We start from the raw sequence: 17288 nt of genomic DNA on the forward strand, positions 1-17288 counted from the left end.
TCCCCCGGTGGCGACGCCGCCATCCCGTCAGACATCCCATTTCCTGGAGACGACATGCGTATCGTCAGCTTCGGCGGACCCGGCGGCGAACAGCCGGGCGTGCTGGTCGACGACCACACGATCCTGCCTCTGGCACCGGTTCTCGCGCCCTTCGGGCTCCCCGGCGCGGACACCACACACATCCTCGCGCTGTGGCCGACGGTCCGCCCCCTCGTGGAGGCGGCACTGCACGACACGCGCCACCACATCGCCCGCGCGGACGTGCGTCTGGGGCCACCGGTCCCGCGCCCCGGCAAGGTGATCGCGGTCGGGTTCAACTACCCGATGCACTCGAATGCCGTGCTCGGGCACCTCACCGCCCCCACCGAGCCCGTCCTGTTCCTCAAGCTGCCGGGCAGTGTGTGCGGGCCGTACGACCCGCTGATCAAGCCGCCCGAGACGGCGGCGCTCGACTACGAGCTCGAACTGGCCGTCGTGATCGGCCGGGCCGGGCGGCGGATCGCTCCCGCCGACGCCCTCGACCACGTCGCCGGCCACATGATCGCCAACGACGTCACCGCGCGGGACGTGGCGCTGGGCGCCGGAATCCACTCGCCGTTGCAGATGCAACTCGTCCGCGGCAAGGGATTCCCGTCGTTCTGCGCCACCGGACCCTGGCTGCGCATGCGCGACGAGCGCGTTGTCGACGAGCACGACGGGAGCCCCGACACGGAGCCGCTGCGCCTGCGGCTGTCGGTCAACGGCCAGGCCCGCCAGGACGGATGGAGCAGCGACATGCTCTTCGACGTACCGACCCTGATCGCGTCGATCAGCAACACCATGGACCTGCTCCCCGGCGACGTGATCCTCACCGGCACCCCGAGTGGTTGCGGATTCGAACTCGATCCGCCGAGCTATCTCGTCGACGGCGACGAGATCCGCGGCACCATCACCGGACTCGGCGAACTGTGCCAGCGGGTCACGGACGAAGACACCACCCGATACGGAATCCCCGTCACCACCACCGCTCGGACACCGTCATGACGAAGATCGTCTACATCCAACCCGACGGCACCCGCGTCACCGTCGACGCGGCCCCCGGCGACACGGTCATGTCGGCCGCCCTCGCCGGCGACGTGGACGGGATCGTCGGCGAATGCGGCGGCAACATGATGTGCGCGACCTGCCACGTCCACGTCGAGGAATCGGCCGCCCGCCGACTCCCGGCGATGACCGACGACGAGGACCAGATGCTCGCCTGCACCGACGCGCCGCGAACCGCCCACAGCCGACTGAGTTGCCAACTCCCCACCGACGAACCGATGGTCGTGACCGTACCGGGGAGCCCGACATGAAGCCCGACGCCACCGTCGTGATCGCCGGCGCGGGCCAGGGCGGGTTCCAGGTCGCGGCGTCGCTGCGCGAACGCGGCCACGTCGGCCCCGTCGTCCTCGTCGGCGACGAACCGGGCCTGCCCTACCAACGACCGCCCCTGTCGAAGAACTTCCTGCTGCAGCCCCGGACGCAGATCGAGCTGCGCCCCCACTCGTTCTACGAGCGCCGTCACATCGAACTGCGACACGCGCGAGTCGCCGCCATCGACCGGTCCACCCGGCGGGTCCGGCTGACCGACGGACACACCCTGGCGTACGACCACCTCGTGCTGGCCACGGGAGCCCGCAACCGCACCCCGCCGATCGAGGGCGTCACCCTGGACGGGATCGTCCAGGTCCGCACCCGAGACGACGCGGAACACCTGCGCGCCCGCCTGCCGGCCACCTCGCGACTGGCGATCATCGGTGCCGGGTTCATCGGCATGGAGGTGGCGGCCGCCGGGGCGAAAGCGGGGACCGAGACCACCGTCATCGAGGCGCTCCACCGTCCGATGGCCCGGGCGGTGTCCCCGGTGACCTCGACACACGTCGCCGACCTGCACCGCGCCCAAGGCACCAGGCTGTGCCTGGGACGTACGGTCGTACGCCTGGACGGCGACCACACCGGTGCCGTGACCGGCGTCCTACTCGACGACGGCAGGCTCGTGCCGGCGGACCTCGTGGTGGTCGGCGTCGGCGTGACACCCGCCGTGGAACTCGCGACCGACGCCGGACTCGACGTCGGAGACGGCATCCGGGTCGACGCCTACCTGAGCACCAGCGACCCACACATCTCCGCCGTCGGCGACTGCGCCGAATTCCCCAACACCCACACCGGGACCCGAACCCGGCTCGAATCGATCCAGAACGCCGTCGACCAGGCCCGCTGCGTCGCCGCCCGCCTGACGGGCACGCCGGCCCCCTACACCGCCGTTCCCTGGTTCTGGACCGAACAGTTCTCGACGAAACTGCAGATCGCCGGCCTCGGGCAGGGCCACGAGGACAGTACGGTCCTCGGCGACCCGGCAGGCGGATCGTTCTCCGTGCTGCTGTTCAAGGGCGGACTCCTCGCGGGCGTCGAGTCCGTCAACGCACCGGCAGACCACACCGCGGCTCGCCGCATCCTCGCCTTCGGCCGGCCGCTGCGTCGCGCGGAGACGACCGCCGACGGATTCTCGCTTCCCCAATGGGCCGGCCGACACTGCCGGAACCAGGACCGAACCGCAGCCGCGCACGATCCGGTCGACGCCGGTGCCGGCCGCACCGCCGACATGCGCTGAGCGCGGGGCCGCCCGTCGTCGACTCCTGTACACGGACGCGGTCCGCTACCGGGCCGCCGCGCCGGCGCGCGCGTTCGACGACGGGATCGAGGCCGGTGTCCGGACCACCACCGTCGCCACGGGGGCCCTGCCGAGCCCCGCGCTCCGCGACACCATGACCGGACACACCTACTCGGTGTTCGCGATCGTGTGCACGGTGCAGGACGGGCGGCCGGTCGCCGTGACCGGCTCCCAGGACGGCACCGTGCGGATCTGGGACCCGACCGCGGGACGGTGCATCGACCGGATCCCCCTGCCCACGCCGTGTACCGCACTTGCCTGGGGCTCGACGGATCACCTGTTCGTGGCCTTCGACCGGGACGTCGCGGTGTTGCGCCGAAAGCCGTACGGCCGGAACGAAGGCCCGGCACGCCGAACAGGCATCGTCCGTGTCTCCCGGGCCTCCGGACAGGACGGCCCGTGACAGCGGCGATCGTGGGCGTCGCCTCCACCAGGGTGCAATTCTCCCCGACCATGCGCGTCCGCCCGGATCGGGAATCGCCGGCCGCCTAGCGTGACGCGGGAACGATCCCGGCGGGCCGCCGTCGGGATCCGGACCCTACGGAGGTACCTGCCCATGACCGTCGCCATCTCCGAACTCACCGGGGACTATGTCCTCGACCCGGCTCATACCCGGATCGGTTTCGTCGCCCGCCATGCCATGGTCACCAAGGTGCGCGGTGCCTTTCACCAGTTCGAGGGCACCGCGCACCTCGACGGCGCCGACCCGGGCAAGTCCACCGGCCGGGTGGTGATCAAGACGCAGAGCATCGACACCGGCGTCGAGCAGCGCGACCAGCACCTGCGCACCAACGACTTCCTCGACGCGCCGAACTTCCCCGACATCACCTTCCGCACCACCGAGGTCGAGCAGAAGTCCGAAACCGACTACCGGGTCACCGGCGACCTCACCGTCAAGGACACCACCAAACCGGTCGCCATCGACTTCGAGTACACCGGCAACGCGGTCGACCCCCAGGGCAACCTGCGCGTCGGTCTGGAAGGCTCGGTGACCATCTCCCGCAAGGAGTTCGGCGTCACCTGGAACGCGGCCCTGGAGGGCGGCGGCGTGTTGGTGGGCGACAAGATCGTGCTGCAGTTCGACATCTCGGCAGTCAAGCAGGGCTAGAAGCGCCCGACCGACCACGGTTACGGCGACCGGACGGGGACCGAAGTGCTTCGGTCCCCGTCCGTTACCCATCAAGGGCAGTTCGTGCCGGTCTGCACCTGGGTGCCTTCGGGGCCGGGTTCCGGCGCGGGATGGGCACACGTTGCCTTCGGTGCCTGCGTGGCCGATGCGGGTACGACCGCGACGGCGGTCATCGCGCCGAACGCGATCGCCACCGCACCCGCGGATATCGCCCAGCGGGCCGGCGGGCGGAGAACGGAACGGGACATGCGGAAGCCTCTCGGAACCGGCCGACGCCGCGTCGCACGGTGTCGGTGGGCGGTGTCGTCGAGGGAGGCGGCGGACACCCGCCTCCATCGCCACCGCCGAATGGGTTGGCTCGCCGAGTATCGGCCCGGCACCCGGCGGCGTGACAGGTCAAGTCCTGCCCTGTCACGCCGAGCCGTTGTGTGCACGCGCCGACCACGGCCGCCGAGCCGAGCACCGTGCGCCCGCACCCCCCGCCCCCGACGCGCCCCGCAGGGCGGGCGACCTTCCGGCAGGCGGGGTCACGCGGTTTGTGGTCCGGTGGGCCTCGGGCCCATCGCGTCGACGCGCTTCGGGGGGCGCAGGGCGACCATGCGGCGGGTGCCCCACAGCCGGTCGTAGGCGTACGTCGCGTGGATGCCGAACCTCAGCGCCAGTCGTCGACCGCGCGACCAGCGGAGCAGGTGACCCATACGGCCCATCACCGCGAGGCTCACGTCGCGGTTCACCTTGATCTCGGCGCGGGCGGTCCTTCGCAGGGCGCGCTCGATGTCCGCCCCACGACCGCTCGCGGACAGGCGCAGCAGTTCCTCGTGGCAATAGGCGAGGTGGTTCTCCTCGTCGTCGCAGATCATCCGGATGCCCTTGCCGATGTCGGGCTCGTCGCCGAGGTACCGGCTCAACATCCGCATGTCCTCGGCGGCGCGCTGCTCGGTGACCCGGCTGTGCACCAGGTATTCGACGATGTCCGCCTCGGTCAGCGGCTCGTCGCGGCGCAGCCGGTCGTGGGGGAGGCCGAGACCCTGGCGTTCGAGCAGCATGCAGTAGTCCGTCTCGGGCGGGACGTCGACCGGATCGAGCCCGCGACGGTGCAGCATGGCGTTGAAGATGCGGCCGTGCTTGTCCTCGTCGGCGCCGTGCCGCGCGATCTTGGGGGCGAGTTGGGGGTCGGAGACCAATGCGGCGATTCGCCCGTTCTCCCAGCCGCCCTGGCTCTCGCCTTTGGCCGCGACGCTGCAGAACAGGCGGAATGCCTCGTCGTGTCGGTGGATCTCCCGAAGGATGTCGCGCGGGCTGAGCATGACCGGGTTCTCCGTCTCCGCAGGCACTGCGCGTGCCGCTGACCTCAGTCAATGGCCCAGGCGCGTCGAGTACCGGGACCAATCGTCGGACTAGCGCCCATACCACCTCTCGGTGTCGCGAAACCGGGTGCGGGATCCACGGCCCCGGTACACCTACTCGCCGACCCGGATGCGCCATCCCCGGGCCCGGCGGGAACGAGCGCCTCGCGGCGGACGGCGGAGCCGCCGGGCGGGGACCCACAGGGTGAACACGCGTACCTGTCGGGGAGGTCTGCGATCCTCAAGGGGAGCCGCGCTCAACGCGGTTGGACCGGTACGCGGAGGCAGCCGAATGACAGTCGAGGACCATGAGACGCACTTCGCGGGTCTGCCCGTCGTCGAGGCGACGATCGACGGCCAGGGCACGATCCGCATTCCCAGCGGGGTGCGTCCCGACGAGTCCGCCTGGCGACTGCGGGTCGAGGAAGCCTGGGATTGCGACGATGCGACGGCTTCCTTCGCCGCGTTGTTCGCGCGGTTCCTGGACGAGGTGGACGCCGCACGGGTCTCCGCGCTCGTCATCGGTGAGTGGGGTGCGGCCGACCCGCCCGATCCGACCGATGGCCCGATACCGCTCCTGAGCCGGTTCGCCGACCGGCTGCCCGCTCTGCGGGCGGTGTTCGTCGGCGACATCGTGCGTGAGGAATCGGACATCGCCTATATCGAACAGACCGACCTCACCCCGCTCCTCGACGCCCATCCCCGGCTCGAGGAACTCGCGGTGCGCGGCGGCTCGGGCCTGGCCCTGCCCACCCGGACGTACCCGCACCTGCGCAAGCTCCGCCTCCAGAGCGGCGGGATGCCGCGCGGGGTGGTCCGGGCCGTCGCCGACAGCGTCTTCCCGGAGTTGCGCCATCTCGACATGTGGCTCGGCGTCGCCTCCTACGGCGGCGACGCGACCGTCGAGGACCTGGCGGACATCCTGGACGGTGCGCGGCTGCCCGCGCTGACCCGTCTCGGCCTGATGGACAGCGAGATCACCGACGGGATCGCAGCGGCCCTCGCGCACGCCCCCATCGTCGCCCGTCTGGACGAACTCGACCTTTCCATGGGTACGTTGGGTGACCAGGGGATCGAGGCGCTGCTGGCCGGGCAATCGCTCACCCACCTGAAGCGGCTCGACCTGCGGCACCACTTCGTCGGCGAGGCGACGGCGCGGCGCCTGCACGAGGCGTTGACGCCGGCGGGGGTCGAGATCGACCTCTCGGATCCGTGTACCGACTGGACCGGAAGGTACGTGCAGGTCTCCGAGTGATCCCTGCGGGGCCGACTCGGGTCGGGCCCGGGGGACGTGCCGACCTGCGGCGCCGGATGGGCTCGCGAGGTCGGCACGCCTTCGGGCCGTGAGGGGACGCACGGGAAGCGTGTGTGAGGGGGAGCCGGCACGGGCCGGGCGTGTGCCGCTCGCTATGGGTGCATCTCCGCCCCCTTGAGGACCTTGTCGACCACGTTGCGCGGCCCGTGCACGGCCAGCCCCACCAGGTCCAATCGGTCCCGCCGGACCCCCCGTACCGCCGCCCGGTTGTCCCGGTCGTTGCCGGTGGCGAAGAGGTCGGCGGTGAACACCGCGATCGGCAGGTCGCGACCCACCGCCCGGCCGTGGGCCGAGGCGAGCAGTTCCCCGCTGCCCTGGAAGACCAGTACCGGTTGGCGGAACATCGGGAGATAGGTGGTGTCGTCGGCGTCGGCATAGGGTTCGCCGATCACCTCGGGGATCCGTGTACCGAGGCCGCTGACCAGGAACGCGGTGACGTTCAACCGCTGCCACACGGCCAGGTCCGCGCGCAGGAGTACGGCGATCTTGGTGTCGAAACGAACGGGTGCGAGCTGGGTTTCCATGCCCGCATCGTGCCCCGGGCGGCCGAGGCCCGTCTTGTACGATCCTGACATGGGTGCCGGCTCGGAGATCGTGGCGTGGCGGCCCTCGGTGGCCGGCGTGAGCGAGGTGCTGCACGCCCACATGACGGATCACACGTATCCGATGCACACGCACGCGGCGTGGACGCTGCTGATCGTGGACGACGGCATGGTCAGGTACGACCTGGACCGGCACGAGCACGGTGTGCTGCGGCGCGCGGTGAGCCTGCTGCCGCCGCACGTCCCGCACAACGGCAGCGCGGCCACCCCGACCGGGTTCCGCAAGCGGGTGCTCTATCTGGACTCCTCGCATCTGGCCGACGACCTGATCGGCCGGGCCGTGGACCATCCGGAGTTCGACGACCGCGCGCTGCGCGGGCGGGTGCATCGACTGCACACCTCGCTGCTGCGACCGGGCGAGGAGTTGGAGGCGGAGAGCAGGCTCGCGTTCATCGCCGAGCGGTTGCGCGGGCATCTGCTCGGTCGAGTCGCCGCACCGGCCGTGCTGCGGGACGTCGGATTGGCCCACCGACTGCGCGATCTGCTCGACGCGCGTTTCGTCGAGGGGGTCACCCTCGATGCGGCGTCGGCACTGCTGCACGCCCACCCGACCCACCTGGTCCGTGCTTTCGGCCGGGAGTTCGGTATCGGCCCGCACCAGTACCTGACCGGACGCCGGGTCGACCTCGCGCGCGGTCTCCTGCTGGACGGCATGCCACCGCACACCGTCGCGGTGACCGCCGGCTTCTACGACCAGTCGCATCTGAACCGTCACTTCAAGCGCGCTCTCGGCATCAGCCCGGGCCGGTTCGCCCGTACCGGGGCACGCCCGGCGACCACCGCCCGACCGACCGCGCGGAGCACGGCGATCGACACCCCCGCGTCGGCGCGCGGCGACATCGACTGAGGCCGGCCCGCGAGGATCCCCTCGCGACGACCGGCGCACCACACGGGAGATCCCGTGCAGCGCACTCGCCGCCCACACCGGCCCCGGTCACGCGTAGGTCGAGCCGGTGCCGCAGGCCGGACGGGGGCGAACGTGGTCGATGTTGCCACCCCCGGTGTTCCGGTGCTTGCGGGTCGCGGGCGGCGCCGGTGTCGTGCCGACCGGTGCCGCCCGCGACCCGCCCGGCGACCCAGGGCAGGCAGCCCGGTCGTCTCGAAGCCCGGTGGTCAGCGGGTTTCGATGACGACCTTCTCGATGACCACGTCCTGGACGGGGCGGTCGTTGCGAGGGTTGGTTTCCGCGGTGGCGATGGCGTCGACGACCTTCTGGCTTGCCTCGTCGGCGACTTCGCCGAAGATGGTGTGCTTCCCGGTGAGCCAGGTGGTCGGGCCGACGGTGATGAAGAACTGGGAACCGTTCGTGCCGGGCCCGCTGTTGGCCATGGCCAGCAGGTACGGCTTGGTGAACGCCAGGTCCGGGTGGAACTCGTCGGCGAACTTGTATCCCGGGCCGCCGGTTCCGTTGCCCAGGGGATCGCCGCCCTGGATCATGAAGCCCTCGATCACGCGGTGGAAGACGGTGCCGTCGTACAACGGGGCCGTGCTCGGTTGGCCGGTGTCGGGGTCCACCCACTGCCGCTCGCCCGTCGCGAGTTCCACGAAGTTCTTGACGGTCTTGGGCACATGGTTCGGCAACAGCCGGACCACGATGTCGCCCTTGTTGGTCTTCAAGGTCGCGTACAGCTCTTCCGCCATCTCAATCCTTCGGTTTCGGCACTCGGGGCACGGCCAGTCTTGCCGACGCCCGCGCCGGCGATGGGCGACGACACGGGATATCACCCGGACGGGCAAGCGCGCGGTGCATGCGGCGGCGGGGGACGGCCGACGATCGGCGTTCGGCGACGCCACGCGGCGGAGAGTTCCGCCCTTACCCCCGGCCTCCCGGGCCACGGCCGCCGGCGTCATGCCTCCGCCAACACCGCCCCGATCACATGCCGCGCGTTACGTGCCATCGTCGGGTTCGTCCTGCGGTAGTACGGCAACGCGATCAGCGCCTGCGAGAGCGTCCGTCCCCGGCCCCGCGTCCAGGTCGCGTCATCGACACCGAGTGCCTCGCGGAAGAGTTCCCTCGCATCGGCCGGCAACAGATTCCATGCCGGGAAAAGATCGCAGGCCGGATCGCCCACCCCCATGCACCCGAAGTCGATCAACGACGTCAGCCTGCCGCCGTTCACCAGCAGATTGCCCGGCATCAGATCGGCATGCAGCCACACCGGCGCCCCGTCCCAGCCCGGACTGCGCAGCGCGTCCTCCCATACGGCGGCCACGGAATCGCAGTCGACGTCCTCCCCCGGCATCCCGCGCAGTTCCTCGATCGCGGCCCGGGTCGCCGCGTCGAGTGCGGCGAGTGGTCCGCCGCGGTGGGCCTGCGGCGCATCGGGCAGGTTGATGCGCCGCATCGCCGTGACGACCTCGGCCGGATCCGCGGCCGGCAGCGCGGACTCGTCCGGTGCCCCTGCCACCGGGTTCTCGCCCGGCAACCACCGGTACACCGACCACGGCCACGGATACCCCTCGGCGGGTTGTCCGACCCCGAGCACTTCGGGGATGGCCGTGGGCAGTCGGGACGCGAGACGGGGCAGCCACTCCTGCTCCATCGACACGGCCTTGGCTCCGCCCTCGACCAGCGGCAACCGTACGACCATGTCGTCGCCCAACCGATACATGGCGTTGACCGTGCCTTCGGACGCAAACCGCCTCACCCCGATCCCCGCCCACTGCGGGAACTGCCCGGCGACCAACCGCCGCACGAGGTCATCGTCGATGGGGTGTTCGTCGGGATGCATCCGCCCTGTGCTCATGGCACACCATCGGACCGCCGAACTCCGACGAACGTCAAACGATTTCCCTCGTCGGCGGGCTCGGGATCGAGTTCGAGGGCGACGGCACACTCCGGGGACCGTGTCCGCCCGGAACGCATGGCATCGCCCGGGCCGGCGAGCGGGCCGCCCGCCTCGGCCGTGGGCACGCGACGAGGTCAGACGGGCGGCAGCAGATCGCTTTCGCTGACGGTGTACGTCAGCGGCGGGTAGACGAAGTCCGATTCCGTGTTCTCGCGGCGCCGTAGTCGGTAGAACTCGTGCTGCTGCTCATCGTCGGCCGACACGAGACGCGTACCCTGCGGGAGGTATGCATGTCCGCCGCGAAATCGAACGAGGGTCTTCGACGTTCGAAAGGTGACCCCCAGCCATTCGTTGTCCGCCGTCCGGCCGACGGGGGCATCCAATACGATTTTGTGCCTGAGTCGCCGATTCGATTCGACGGAGAACGCGACGATGCTGTTGTGGGCGAGGGGTATCTCGAACTTTTCGCCGCCGGACCCCTTCGATTCGAAGATCAGCTTCCTCGGCGGGCTCGCATCGGAATGCCGGTAGCAGGAGAAGACGGCGATAAACGAATCGTCGGCCAGATCGAGGGCTTGGTCGGAATGGCTGCCCATGGTTTTGTAAGCGTTCGTGTAGCTCTCGATGAGAGCGTTGTTGAAGCCGACCGCAAGCGCCGCGCTTTCTTGGACCCGTTGCGCCAGCCGTTCGTGCACCGCCCGGAAACGCTGCGCCGGGCTGCCGTATCGAGTGGTGGTACGCACGAGGGGCACATCACCCGCCTCGTCGACCCTGGTAAGCACGGCGCCGCGCCGGCCTCTTCCCACGTCTTCCCAACGGGTCGACGCGGACAGCTCCGCAAAGAGATTCTCCTCGGTCGACAAAGCGCAGGAGAGGATCTCGTCCGAGATCCTAGACTCGGGGGGCACCATAGTCTCCCGTGTTCATGCTGAAGAGAAAATCGTCACCGTAATCGATGAAGGACGAGGTTTTGTTCTCCTCGGCGTACAGCCTGCGCAGCTCGTCCATGCCCTCCGGCGTGGGTGGCCCCAGCCGCACCAGATCTCCGGCCACTTTGAGGAACGTATGGCCGTCCTTGTGCACGGCTTCGGCGCTCGAACAGCGCACCACGTATCCCAGGCGGGTCGGGAGCGACTCGGCGTCCAACATCGAGGGCCGGACCGCGTGCGTATACAGGCGGTTGGTGGACAGCGGCATGAAGAATACCGAGCCGGGATGGAGGGTCACGGTGAACTGCGCGGGGAGCGTGACCCCGTCGTGTGCTTCGGCCGGATTCTTGAGGCGGAAGTGGAGTCTTGTCAGTCCGCTGTTGCCCTTCACGCCGTAGTCGAAGGCGTCTTCGGCCAGGGGTTGCAGCTTGTCGAGCCCGTCATAGAAGGTGCAGAAGGCCATGATGCCGTTGGCGGGCATGTCCTTGGTCTTGTCGGCATGGGCCGAGATCTTGGCCTTGGACTGCTTGCGCTCGGGCGTGGCAAGGGTGTTGTGGTAGATCTGGGCGAGAACGTGATTCAGCGGTGCCTGGTTCCGGAAAACGGCGGCGGCCTCGCGGTTCAGCGCCTCGACGATGTGCCTGTCGGTCGCGCGGAAGCTCTCGGTCGGCCCCGAGAGATTCGTGGAGCACCGGAGCAGGCGGAAATGTAGTTCGTCACCGTCTTGCGTGACGGGCGTCAGATAGATTCCGCTGCGATGGGCCGTTCCGGGCTTGGTGGACTCCGTCAGGGACTGGAAAGTGTGCTCCGCACGGATCCGCCCGAAGTGATCGGCGCCGAGTTCGAAGAACCGGCGGTAGTACACGCCGACGCCGTGTACGCGGACGGGAACCCGGCCGACATCGACGAGGGCCCAAGGTTCGTCGAGGTCCTCGGGGTAGCCGCGGGAAAGCTCCCGGACGACGAATACCCGGGCAGCCGCGCGCAGTTGATCGCTGCTGATCCCGGATATGTCGCCGCACAGGTAGACGGTCCGCTGCGCGAGGTCGGGCGCACCGGAAGCAAGGTCCTCCGGCGTGATGGTGGACCCGAAGAAGTCCCGGATCAAGTCGTTGTCCTGCAACATCGATGGTGCGACCAGGATGTTGCTCGCATCCTCGATGGAGGCTTCTGTCGGCTCTGTTGCGTGCATCAAACGTTGCCTGCCATTCGCGGATCTCGATGGATTGTCCAAAACCGGGGATATGGCAACGGCCCGCACTCTTTCATTTGTGTTGCGAAGCGTAAATGAAAGGAAACGGACCGTTGATCGATGCTCTCACGGGGGTTCGACGGCGGGCAACGGGGTTCTGCGGTGCGGGCGGTGCGCGGAGTTGCTCGGAGCGGGCTTCGGTGTCCGGCGGCCCACGGCCGGCCGCCGGCGCGGCCTGCCGAGGCCGAAGCCGGGCAACGATCCGCGTCGGCTCGGTGGTTCGTCGGGCCGAGTGGGGCTCCGGTGGGTCGGGCGCGGACGTGGACGGTGCCTGCGCTGGCGGGGCCCGTCGAGAAGGGCGGACGGTCTCCCGGGTGGGTCAGGTTCGGATCGGGACGAGGAGGACGGGGGACTTGGCGTGGTGCAGGAGGGCGTGTACGACGCGGCCCAGGTTGGGGCCGAAGCGGCCGGTGGGTCGGTGGGCGGCGAGGACCAGTAGCTCGGCGTCGGCGCTTGCCGCGATGAGGGCGTGTGTGGGGGTGTCCAGGATGACGTCCTCGGTGACGGTGACCTGCGGGTACTTGTCGCGGACGGGCTTGACGGCGCCGGCCAGCGTGGTTCCGGCCATCATGCGCCAGTCGTCCATGATCGACACGGCCGGGGCGTACGCGACGCTGCCGGCCGGCATCGGCGGATAGCGCCACGCGTGCACGGCGCGCAGTGGCAGGCCTCGGGTTCGGGCCTGGACGAAGGCGGCCTCGATGGCGGGGCCGCAGTCGTCGCCGGAGACACCGACCACGATCGCCTTCGGGGTGCGGTCGGGGCTAGTGTCGTGGTCGGGGCGCACGACCAGGATCGGACAGCGGGCCGCCGCGGAGACGGGGAGGCTGACCGAGCCCATCAGCAGGCCGGCGAAGCCGCCCATCCCTCGGCTGCCGACGACCAGCAGCGCGGCGCGGTCGCTCGTGGCCTCCAACACGTCGATGGCGTTGGCGAGTTCGACCGTGGCGACGACCGGCAGGTGGTTGTGCCGGGCCCGGGCCCGGGCGGCGCCCCGCTCGACGATGGCGCGGGCGTTCTCGCGCAGTTGTTGTCCGAAGCGGTCGTCGCCACCGGCGACTTCGACCCACTCCAGGGCGTGCAGCACTTCGAGGGTGGTGTGTCGGCGGACGGCCTCGTCGGCGGCCAGGTCCACGGCTCGTTCGGCGCCGGGGGAGCCGTCGAAGCCGACGACGACGTGCCCCTGGAGCGGAGCCGGGCCGGAGGTGGATTCCTGGGTCATGGTGGGGGATCCCTTTCGAGGTGGTCGTCGAGGCGTCGAACGTGGTGGCCGTACATCGAGTGCCCGGGCCGGCGGATGCTCAGTCGTGCTCGGTCGGGCTCGGCGGTCGCTCGTCGTCCGGGCCGGGGACGATCACCAGCGGGCAACGGGCGTGGTGGATCAGCCCGTGGCCGACCGAACCCAGGAGCAGGCCGGTGAAGCCGCCGCGTCCGCGCGTACCGACGACCAGGCACAGGGCGTGCTCGGCGGCCTCGCGCAGGACCGCGACGGGGTGTCCGACGGCGACCTCGCGGTGTACGGGCACGGTCGGGTACTTCTCGGTCCATCCGGCGAGTGTCTCGGCGAGGCGCAGTCGGCCCTCCTGCATTTCCTCGCGCATGCGCAGCCCGGCCAACAGGCCGCCGGGCAATTGGCGGACGTTGATCGCCACGATCGTGGCGCCGCGCCGGGCGGCCTCGTCGAAGGCGTACGCCACGGCCGGCTCGGAGTGCCGTCCCCCGTCGACCGCGACCACGATGGTCGGTGGCTCACCGCTCGTGTGCTCGGGTTCCCGGACGACCACGACCGGGCATGTCGCGTGCGCGGTGACCGGTACCGCGATTCCGCCGGTGGTCAGCAGCTCCGCGGCTGTGGACAGGCGGCGTGAGCCGAGTACGACCATCGCCGCGTCCCGGGAGTGCTCGCGCAGCGCGGCCACGGGTGTTCCATCGGCCAGGACCGATTCCGTGCTCAGCCGAGGGTGGCGGGGCGCGACCAGTTCGCGGGCCGCGTCCAGGGCCCGGACGCCGGTTGCGCGGAAGCGTTCGCCCCAGGTTTGACGGTGCGGGTTCGACTCGGGGTGACGGTCGACGCCGAGCGGCCAGTCGAGGGCGTGCACCAGGCGCAACGGCAGGCCGCGGCGGGCGGCCTCGTCGGCTGCCCAGACCACGGCGAGCCGGCCCGCGTCGGTGTCCTCGATACCGACGACGATCGGTGTTGCTCCCACGTGCACGGTCACTGTCGACTCCTTCTCCCGAGGCCGATCGATCACCTGTCGGCCCGTGCTTCGAACACTGCCCGTCCCAGCCGGGCCCGGGCAGGGCCGTTGGACCCGGGTCCCCGGACCGGTCGGCCCTGCCGGAGGCGGAGGTTCGGCGCGAGGCTGGCGGCGAGCGGCGCGCACGCGCCTCGGCCGAAGGGAACGGGACCATGCACGAGGTCGGTACACCGCACGCGATCTGGGCGCTGGCCGCCGATGGCGAGACGGTACTGCTGCGGCGTCCGGGCCCCGAGGATCGGGACCGGGTGCTGGCGATGCACGCCGCCATGTCGGCGGAGAACCTCTACCTGCGGTTCTTCGGCGCGTCGGAGTCGGCGGCACGCGAGACCGCCGAGCGGGTGAGTACGCCCGACCGGGCCGGATGCGGCGCGCTGGTCGCGCTCACCCCGGACGGGGACGAGGTGGTCGGGGTCGTCGAGTACGACGGCGCCATCGGCTCCGGCGAGGCCGAACTGGCGTTGGCGGTGGCCGACGCGTGGCACGGCCGGGGGATCGGCACGCTGCTGATCGAGCACGTGGTCACGATGGCTCGCGCGGCCGGCATGCGCACGCTGGTGGCGGACCTGTTGCCGTGGAATCGGCCCATGTTGCGGGTCCTGGAGGACATGGGAATGCCGGTGCGCAACCGTCTCGTGTCCGGTGTGCTGAGCTGCGCGATTCCGCTGGACGGTGACATACCGACGGTCGAGCGTTACCTGACCGCCGTGGCACGGCGCGAGGCCCTGGCGGATGTGGCCAGCCTGGTACCGCTGTTCGCGCCCCGCGCGGTGGCGATCGCGGGCGCCGGGCGACGGGCCGACTCGGTCGGCCGGGCGCTGCTGCACAACGTCAAGGCGGCCGGCTATGCCGGGTCGTTGGCCGTACTGCATCCCACGGCGACCGAGATCGACGGCGTACCGGCGTTCCCGACGCCGGATCTGCTTCCGGAGGTGCCCGATCTGGTGGTGGTGGCCGTCCCGGCCGACCGGGTCCCCGCTGTGGTCGAGGACTGTGGACGCGTCGGCGTGCGGGCGGTGGTCGTGGTGACCTCGGGCGGCACGCCGGAGCAGGCCGCCCGGGTGCACGCCTCCATTCGCAGGCACGGGATGCGCATGGTCGGCCCGAACTGCCTGGGCATCGCACAGACCGACCCGACGACGGCCCTGAACGCGACCTTCGGCTGGGCCGTCCCCACTCGCGGCAGCGCCGGGGTGGCGGTGCAGTCCGGCGGGGTCGGCATCGCGTTGACGGAGCAGTTGAACCGACTGGGGATCGGGGTGTCCACGTTCGCGTCACTCGGTGACAAGTACGACGTCAGCGGCAACGACATGCTCCAGTGGTGGCAGGCCGACCCGCAGACCACGATGGCGATCCTGCACCTGGAATCGTTCGGCAACCCGCGCAAGTTCTCCCGGATCGCCCGTACCGTCGGCCGCACCAAGCCGGTGCTGACCGTGGACGCGGGCCGTTCCGCCGCCGGGCGCCGCGCCGCCGGATCGCACACGGCCGCCGCGGTCACCCCGACGGTGGCGCGGGGCGCGCTGTTCCGGCAGGCCGGGGTGACGGCCGTACAGACCCTCGGCGACCTGGTCGCCGTCGCGGCCCTGTTGCACTCCCAGCCGTTGCCGGACGGCGCCTCGGTCGCGGTGATCGGCAACGCGGGTGGCGCCGGAGTACTCGCCGCGGACGCCTGCGTGGACGCGGGCCTGGCGGTGCCGCGCTTCGGGCCGGACCTGGAGGCCGACCTGCGGGCGCTGCTGCCCGCCGGTGCCGCGTGCGCCAACCCGGTCGACACCACCGCCACCGTCGACGGCGAGACCCTGCGCCGCTGCGTGGACCGGGTCATGGCCGCGGGCCACGTGGACGCGGTGGTACTGGCCTTGGCCCCGACCGCGCTCGGCGACCCGCTCGGCGACATGTTGGCCGGACCCGCGGTGGGTGAGCGCCCGGTCTTGGTCGTCGCGCCCGAACGCGCCGCCTCCGTGGAGCTGTTGCCCGCCGCGGGCGGGACGGTGCCGGTGTACAACGACGCGCGCACCGCCGCCGTAGCCCTCGCCCACGCGCACGAGCGCGCGATGTGGCTGACCCGACCGCGCGGCACGGTACCGGCGTTGCCCGACGTCGACCGTGGTGCGGCCCGCTCGCTCGCCGCCGACTACCTGGGGCGCGAGCCCGACGGAGGATGGCTGCCGCCGCGCGAATGCGCACGTCTGCTGGGCGCGTACGGCATCGAAGTGAGCCCGTGGCGGCAGGCGTTCGACGCCGACGAGGCGGTGGCGCTGGCCCGCGAACTGGCTCCCCTCGGCGCCGACGGAGCGGTCGTACTCAAGGCGTACGGCCCGCAGATCGTGCACAAGAGCGACGTGGGCGGGGTCCGGCTGCGCCTGGTCGGCGACGACGCGGTACGCGAGGCGTTCACCGACCTCGCGCATCGCATCGGCGCGCTGATGGAGAGCGTGGTCGTCCAGCCCATGGCCGCCTCCGGCGTCGAACTGATCGCCGGGGTGACCCAGGACGAGGTATTGGGTCCGCTGGTGGTGTTCGGCCTCGGCGGCGTGACCACCGACCTGCTCGCCGACCACGGCGCCCGGCTCACCCCGCTGACCGACCTGGACGCACACGCGCTGCTCGCCGGTTCGCGTGGGGCACCGCTGCTGTACGGCCATCGGGGTGCGTCCGCCACCGACACCGCCGGGATCGAGAACGTCCTGCACCGCCTGTCCAGGCTCGCGGACGATGTGCCGCAACTCGCGGAGGCCGACCTGAACCCACTGGTGGCCCGGCCCGACGGCGTCACCGTGCTCGACGCCCGCATCCGCCTCGCGCCGCGACCCGGACACGATCCGTACCTGCGGCGCCTGCGCTGAACCGGGGTACTCCACTGCGATGATCGCCCGAAGGTGACCGAACCCGGGGACGGTCCGTCCGGACCGTCCCCGGGTTCGGTCACGAATCCGTGGCTGGTGGAGGGCACCGCGGCCGCGTGCCCGACCC

Annotated in this window: 16 protein-coding genes; 8 read left to right on the forward strand and 8 right to left on the reverse strand. The window is 70.8% G+C overall.

Features of this window, described 5'->3' with window-relative positions; translation table 11 throughout:
• Nucleotides 1-54: 54 nt before the first annotated feature.
• From ACH4U8_RS13235 to ACH4U8_RS13255, 5 genes are all read left to right on the forward strand, one after another.
• Complete coding sequence (locus tag ACH4U8_RS13235) at nt 55-1023, forward strand: fumarylacetoacetate hydrolase family protein (protein ID WP_395777715.1); 969 nt, start codon at nt 55-57, stop codon at nt 1021-1023.
• Entirely contained in the window at nt 1020-1334 is a 315-nt protein-coding gene (locus tag ACH4U8_RS13240) for a 2Fe-2S iron-sulfur cluster-binding protein (RefSeq protein WP_360319035.1), read from the forward strand. Before ACH4U8_RS13235 ends, ACH4U8_RS13240 begins: the two co-directional genes overlap by 4 nt.
• Complete coding sequence (locus ACH4U8_RS13245; RefSeq protein ID WP_395777717.1) at nt 1331-2632, forward strand: NAD(P)/FAD-dependent oxidoreductase; 1302 nt, start codon at nt 1331-1333, stop codon at nt 2630-2632. The genes ACH4U8_RS13240 and ACH4U8_RS13245 overlap by 4 nt, the downstream gene beginning before the upstream one ends.
• Nucleotides 2604-3095, forward strand: a complete 492-nt coding sequence (locus ACH4U8_RS13250; RefSeq protein ID WP_395777719.1) for a hypothetical protein — start codon at nt 2604-2606, stop codon at nt 3093-3095. The genes ACH4U8_RS13245 and ACH4U8_RS13250 overlap by 29 nt, the downstream gene beginning before the upstream one ends.
• 153 nt (nt 3096-3248) lie before the next feature.
• Complete coding sequence (locus tag ACH4U8_RS13255) at nt 3249-3800, forward strand: YceI family protein (RefSeq protein WP_395777721.1); 552 nt, start codon at nt 3249-3251, stop codon at nt 3798-3800.
• A gap of 548 nt (nt 3801-4348) precedes the next feature.
• Here the strand turns inward: ACH4U8_RS13255 and ACH4U8_RS13260 are convergent.
• The gene (locus tag ACH4U8_RS13260) at nt 4349-5128 is read right to left on the reverse strand and encodes a ferritin-like domain-containing protein (protein ID WP_360319045.1); all 780 of its coding nucleotides are present in this window, start codon (nt 5126-5128) and stop codon (nt 4349-4351) included.
• 331 nt (nt 5129-5459) lie between these two features.
• Between ACH4U8_RS13260 and ACH4U8_RS13265 the strand changes: the two genes are divergently transcribed.
• Nucleotides 5460-6422: an STM4015 family protein gene (locus ACH4U8_RS13265; protein ID WP_395777723.1), complete on the forward strand. Its 963-nt coding sequence runs from the start codon at nt 5460-5462 to the stop codon at nt 6420-6422.
• 152 nt (nt 6423-6574) lie between these two features.
• Here the strand turns inward: ACH4U8_RS13265 and ACH4U8_RS13270 are convergent, their stop codons facing one another.
• Nucleotides 6575-7006: a DUF2000 domain-containing protein gene (locus tag ACH4U8_RS13270; protein ID WP_360319049.1), complete on the reverse strand. Its 432-nt coding sequence runs from the start codon at nt 7004-7006 to the stop codon at nt 6575-6577.
• A gap of 49 nt (nt 7007-7055) precedes the next feature.
• Between ACH4U8_RS13270 and ACH4U8_RS13275 the strand changes: the two genes are divergently transcribed.
• Nucleotides 7056-7931, forward strand: a complete 876-nt coding sequence (locus ACH4U8_RS13275; protein WP_395777725.1) for an AraC family transcriptional regulator — start codon at nt 7056-7058, stop codon at nt 7929-7931.
• 266 nt (nt 7932-8197) lie between these two features.
• On the opposite strand, the gene ACH4U8_RS13280 is transcribed toward ACH4U8_RS13275, so the two are convergent.
• From ACH4U8_RS13280 to ACH4U8_RS13305, 6 genes are all read right to left on the reverse strand, one after another.
• Nucleotides 8198-8725, reverse strand: a complete 528-nt coding sequence (locus tag ACH4U8_RS13280; protein ID WP_395777727.1) for a peptidylprolyl isomerase — start codon at nt 8723-8725, stop codon at nt 8198-8200.
• A gap of 206 nt (nt 8726-8931) precedes the next feature.
• Nucleotides 8932-9831 (reverse strand): aminoglycoside phosphotransferase family protein, encoded by a 900-nt coding sequence (locus ACH4U8_RS13285; protein ID WP_395777729.1) that lies wholly within the window; start codon nt 9829-9831, stop codon nt 8932-8934.
• Between the two features lie 176 nt (nt 9832-10007).
• Nucleotides 10008-10781 carry a hypothetical protein gene (locus tag ACH4U8_RS13290; protein ID WP_395778202.1) on the reverse strand — a complete coding sequence of 258 codons (774 nt, stop codon included), beginning with the start codon at nt 10779-10781 and terminating at the stop codon, nt 10008-10010.
• Nucleotides 10765-11994, reverse strand: a complete 1230-nt coding sequence (locus tag ACH4U8_RS13295) for a hypothetical protein (protein WP_395777731.1) — start codon at nt 11992-11994, stop codon at nt 10765-10767. Before ACH4U8_RS13295 ends, ACH4U8_RS13290 begins: the two co-directional genes overlap by 17 nt.
• A gap of 379 nt (nt 11995-12373) precedes the next feature.
• Complete coding sequence (locus ACH4U8_RS13300; RefSeq protein ID WP_395777733.1) at nt 12374-13276, reverse strand: universal stress protein; 903 nt, start codon at nt 13274-13276, stop codon at nt 12374-12376.
• Between the two features lie 79 nt (nt 13277-13355).
• Nucleotides 13356-14273, reverse strand: coding sequence for a universal stress protein (locus tag ACH4U8_RS13305; protein ID WP_395777735.1), 918 nt, complete (start codon nt 14271-14273; stop codon nt 13356-13358).
• Between the two features lie 191 nt (nt 14274-14464).
• On the opposite strand from ACH4U8_RS13305, the gene ACH4U8_RS13310 reads away from it, so the two are divergent.
• Nucleotides 14465-17161, forward strand: coding sequence for a GNAT family N-acetyltransferase (locus ACH4U8_RS13310; RefSeq protein WP_395777737.1), 2697 nt, complete (start codon nt 14465-14467; stop codon nt 17159-17161).
• Nucleotides 17162-17288 lie beyond the last annotated feature (127 nt).

Origin of the sequence: Embleya sp. NPDC020886 (assembly GCF_044333915.1) — a bacterium.
Taxonomy (GTDB): Bacteria; Actinomycetota; Actinomycetes; order Streptomycetales; family Streptomycetaceae; genus Embleya.

Excerpts from the sequence above, each read along its gene's own strand:
- ACH4U8_RS13310 (WP_395777737.1), top strand. The coding sequence starts at position 14,465 with ATGCACGAGGTCGGTACACCGCACGCGATCTGGGCGCTGGCCGCCGAT.
- ACH4U8_RS13260 (WP_360319045.1), bottom strand. The coding sequence starts at position 5,128 with ATGCTCAGCCCGCGCGACATCCTTCGGGAGATCCACCGACACGACGAG.
- ACH4U8_RS13270 (WP_360319049.1), bottom strand. The coding sequence starts at position 7,006 with ATGGAAACCCAGCTCGCACCCGTTCGTTTCGACACCAAGATCGCCGTA.
- ACH4U8_RS13255 (WP_395777721.1), top strand. The coding sequence starts at position 3,249 with ATGACCGTCGCCATCTCCGAACTCACCGGGGACTATGTCCTCGACCCG.
- ACH4U8_RS13285 (WP_395777729.1), bottom strand. The coding sequence starts at position 9,831 with ATGAGCACAGGGCGGATGCATCCCGACGAACACCCCATCGACGATGAC.
- ACH4U8_RS13235 (WP_395777715.1), top strand. The coding sequence starts at position 55 with ATGCGTATCGTCAGCTTCGGCGGACCCGGCGGCGAACAGCCGGGCGTG.
- ACH4U8_RS13280 (WP_395777727.1), bottom strand. The coding sequence starts at position 8,725 with ATGGCGGAAGAGCTGTACGCGACCTTGAAGACCAACAAGGGCGACATC.
- ACH4U8_RS13275 (WP_395777725.1), top strand. The coding sequence starts at position 7,056 with ATGGGTGCCGGCTCGGAGATCGTGGCGTGGCGGCCCTCGGTGGCCGGC.
- ACH4U8_RS13295 (WP_395777731.1), bottom strand. The coding sequence starts at position 11,994 with ATGCACGCAACAGAGCCGACAGAAGCCTCCATCGAGGATGCGAGCAAC.
- ACH4U8_RS13265 (WP_395777723.1), top strand. The coding sequence starts at position 5,460 with ATGACAGTCGAGGACCATGAGACGCACTTCGCGGGTCTGCCCGTCGTC.
- ACH4U8_RS13240 (WP_360319035.1), top strand. The coding sequence starts at position 1,020 with ATGACGAAGATCGTCTACATCCAACCCGACGGCACCCGCGTCACCGTC.
- ACH4U8_RS13300 (WP_395777733.1), bottom strand. The coding sequence starts at position 13,276 with ATGACCCAGGAATCCACCTCCGGCCCGGCTCCGCTCCAGGGGCACGTC.
- ACH4U8_RS13245 (WP_395777717.1), top strand. The coding sequence starts at position 1,331 with ATGAAGCCCGACGCCACCGTCGTGATCGCCGGCGCGGGCCAGGGCGGG.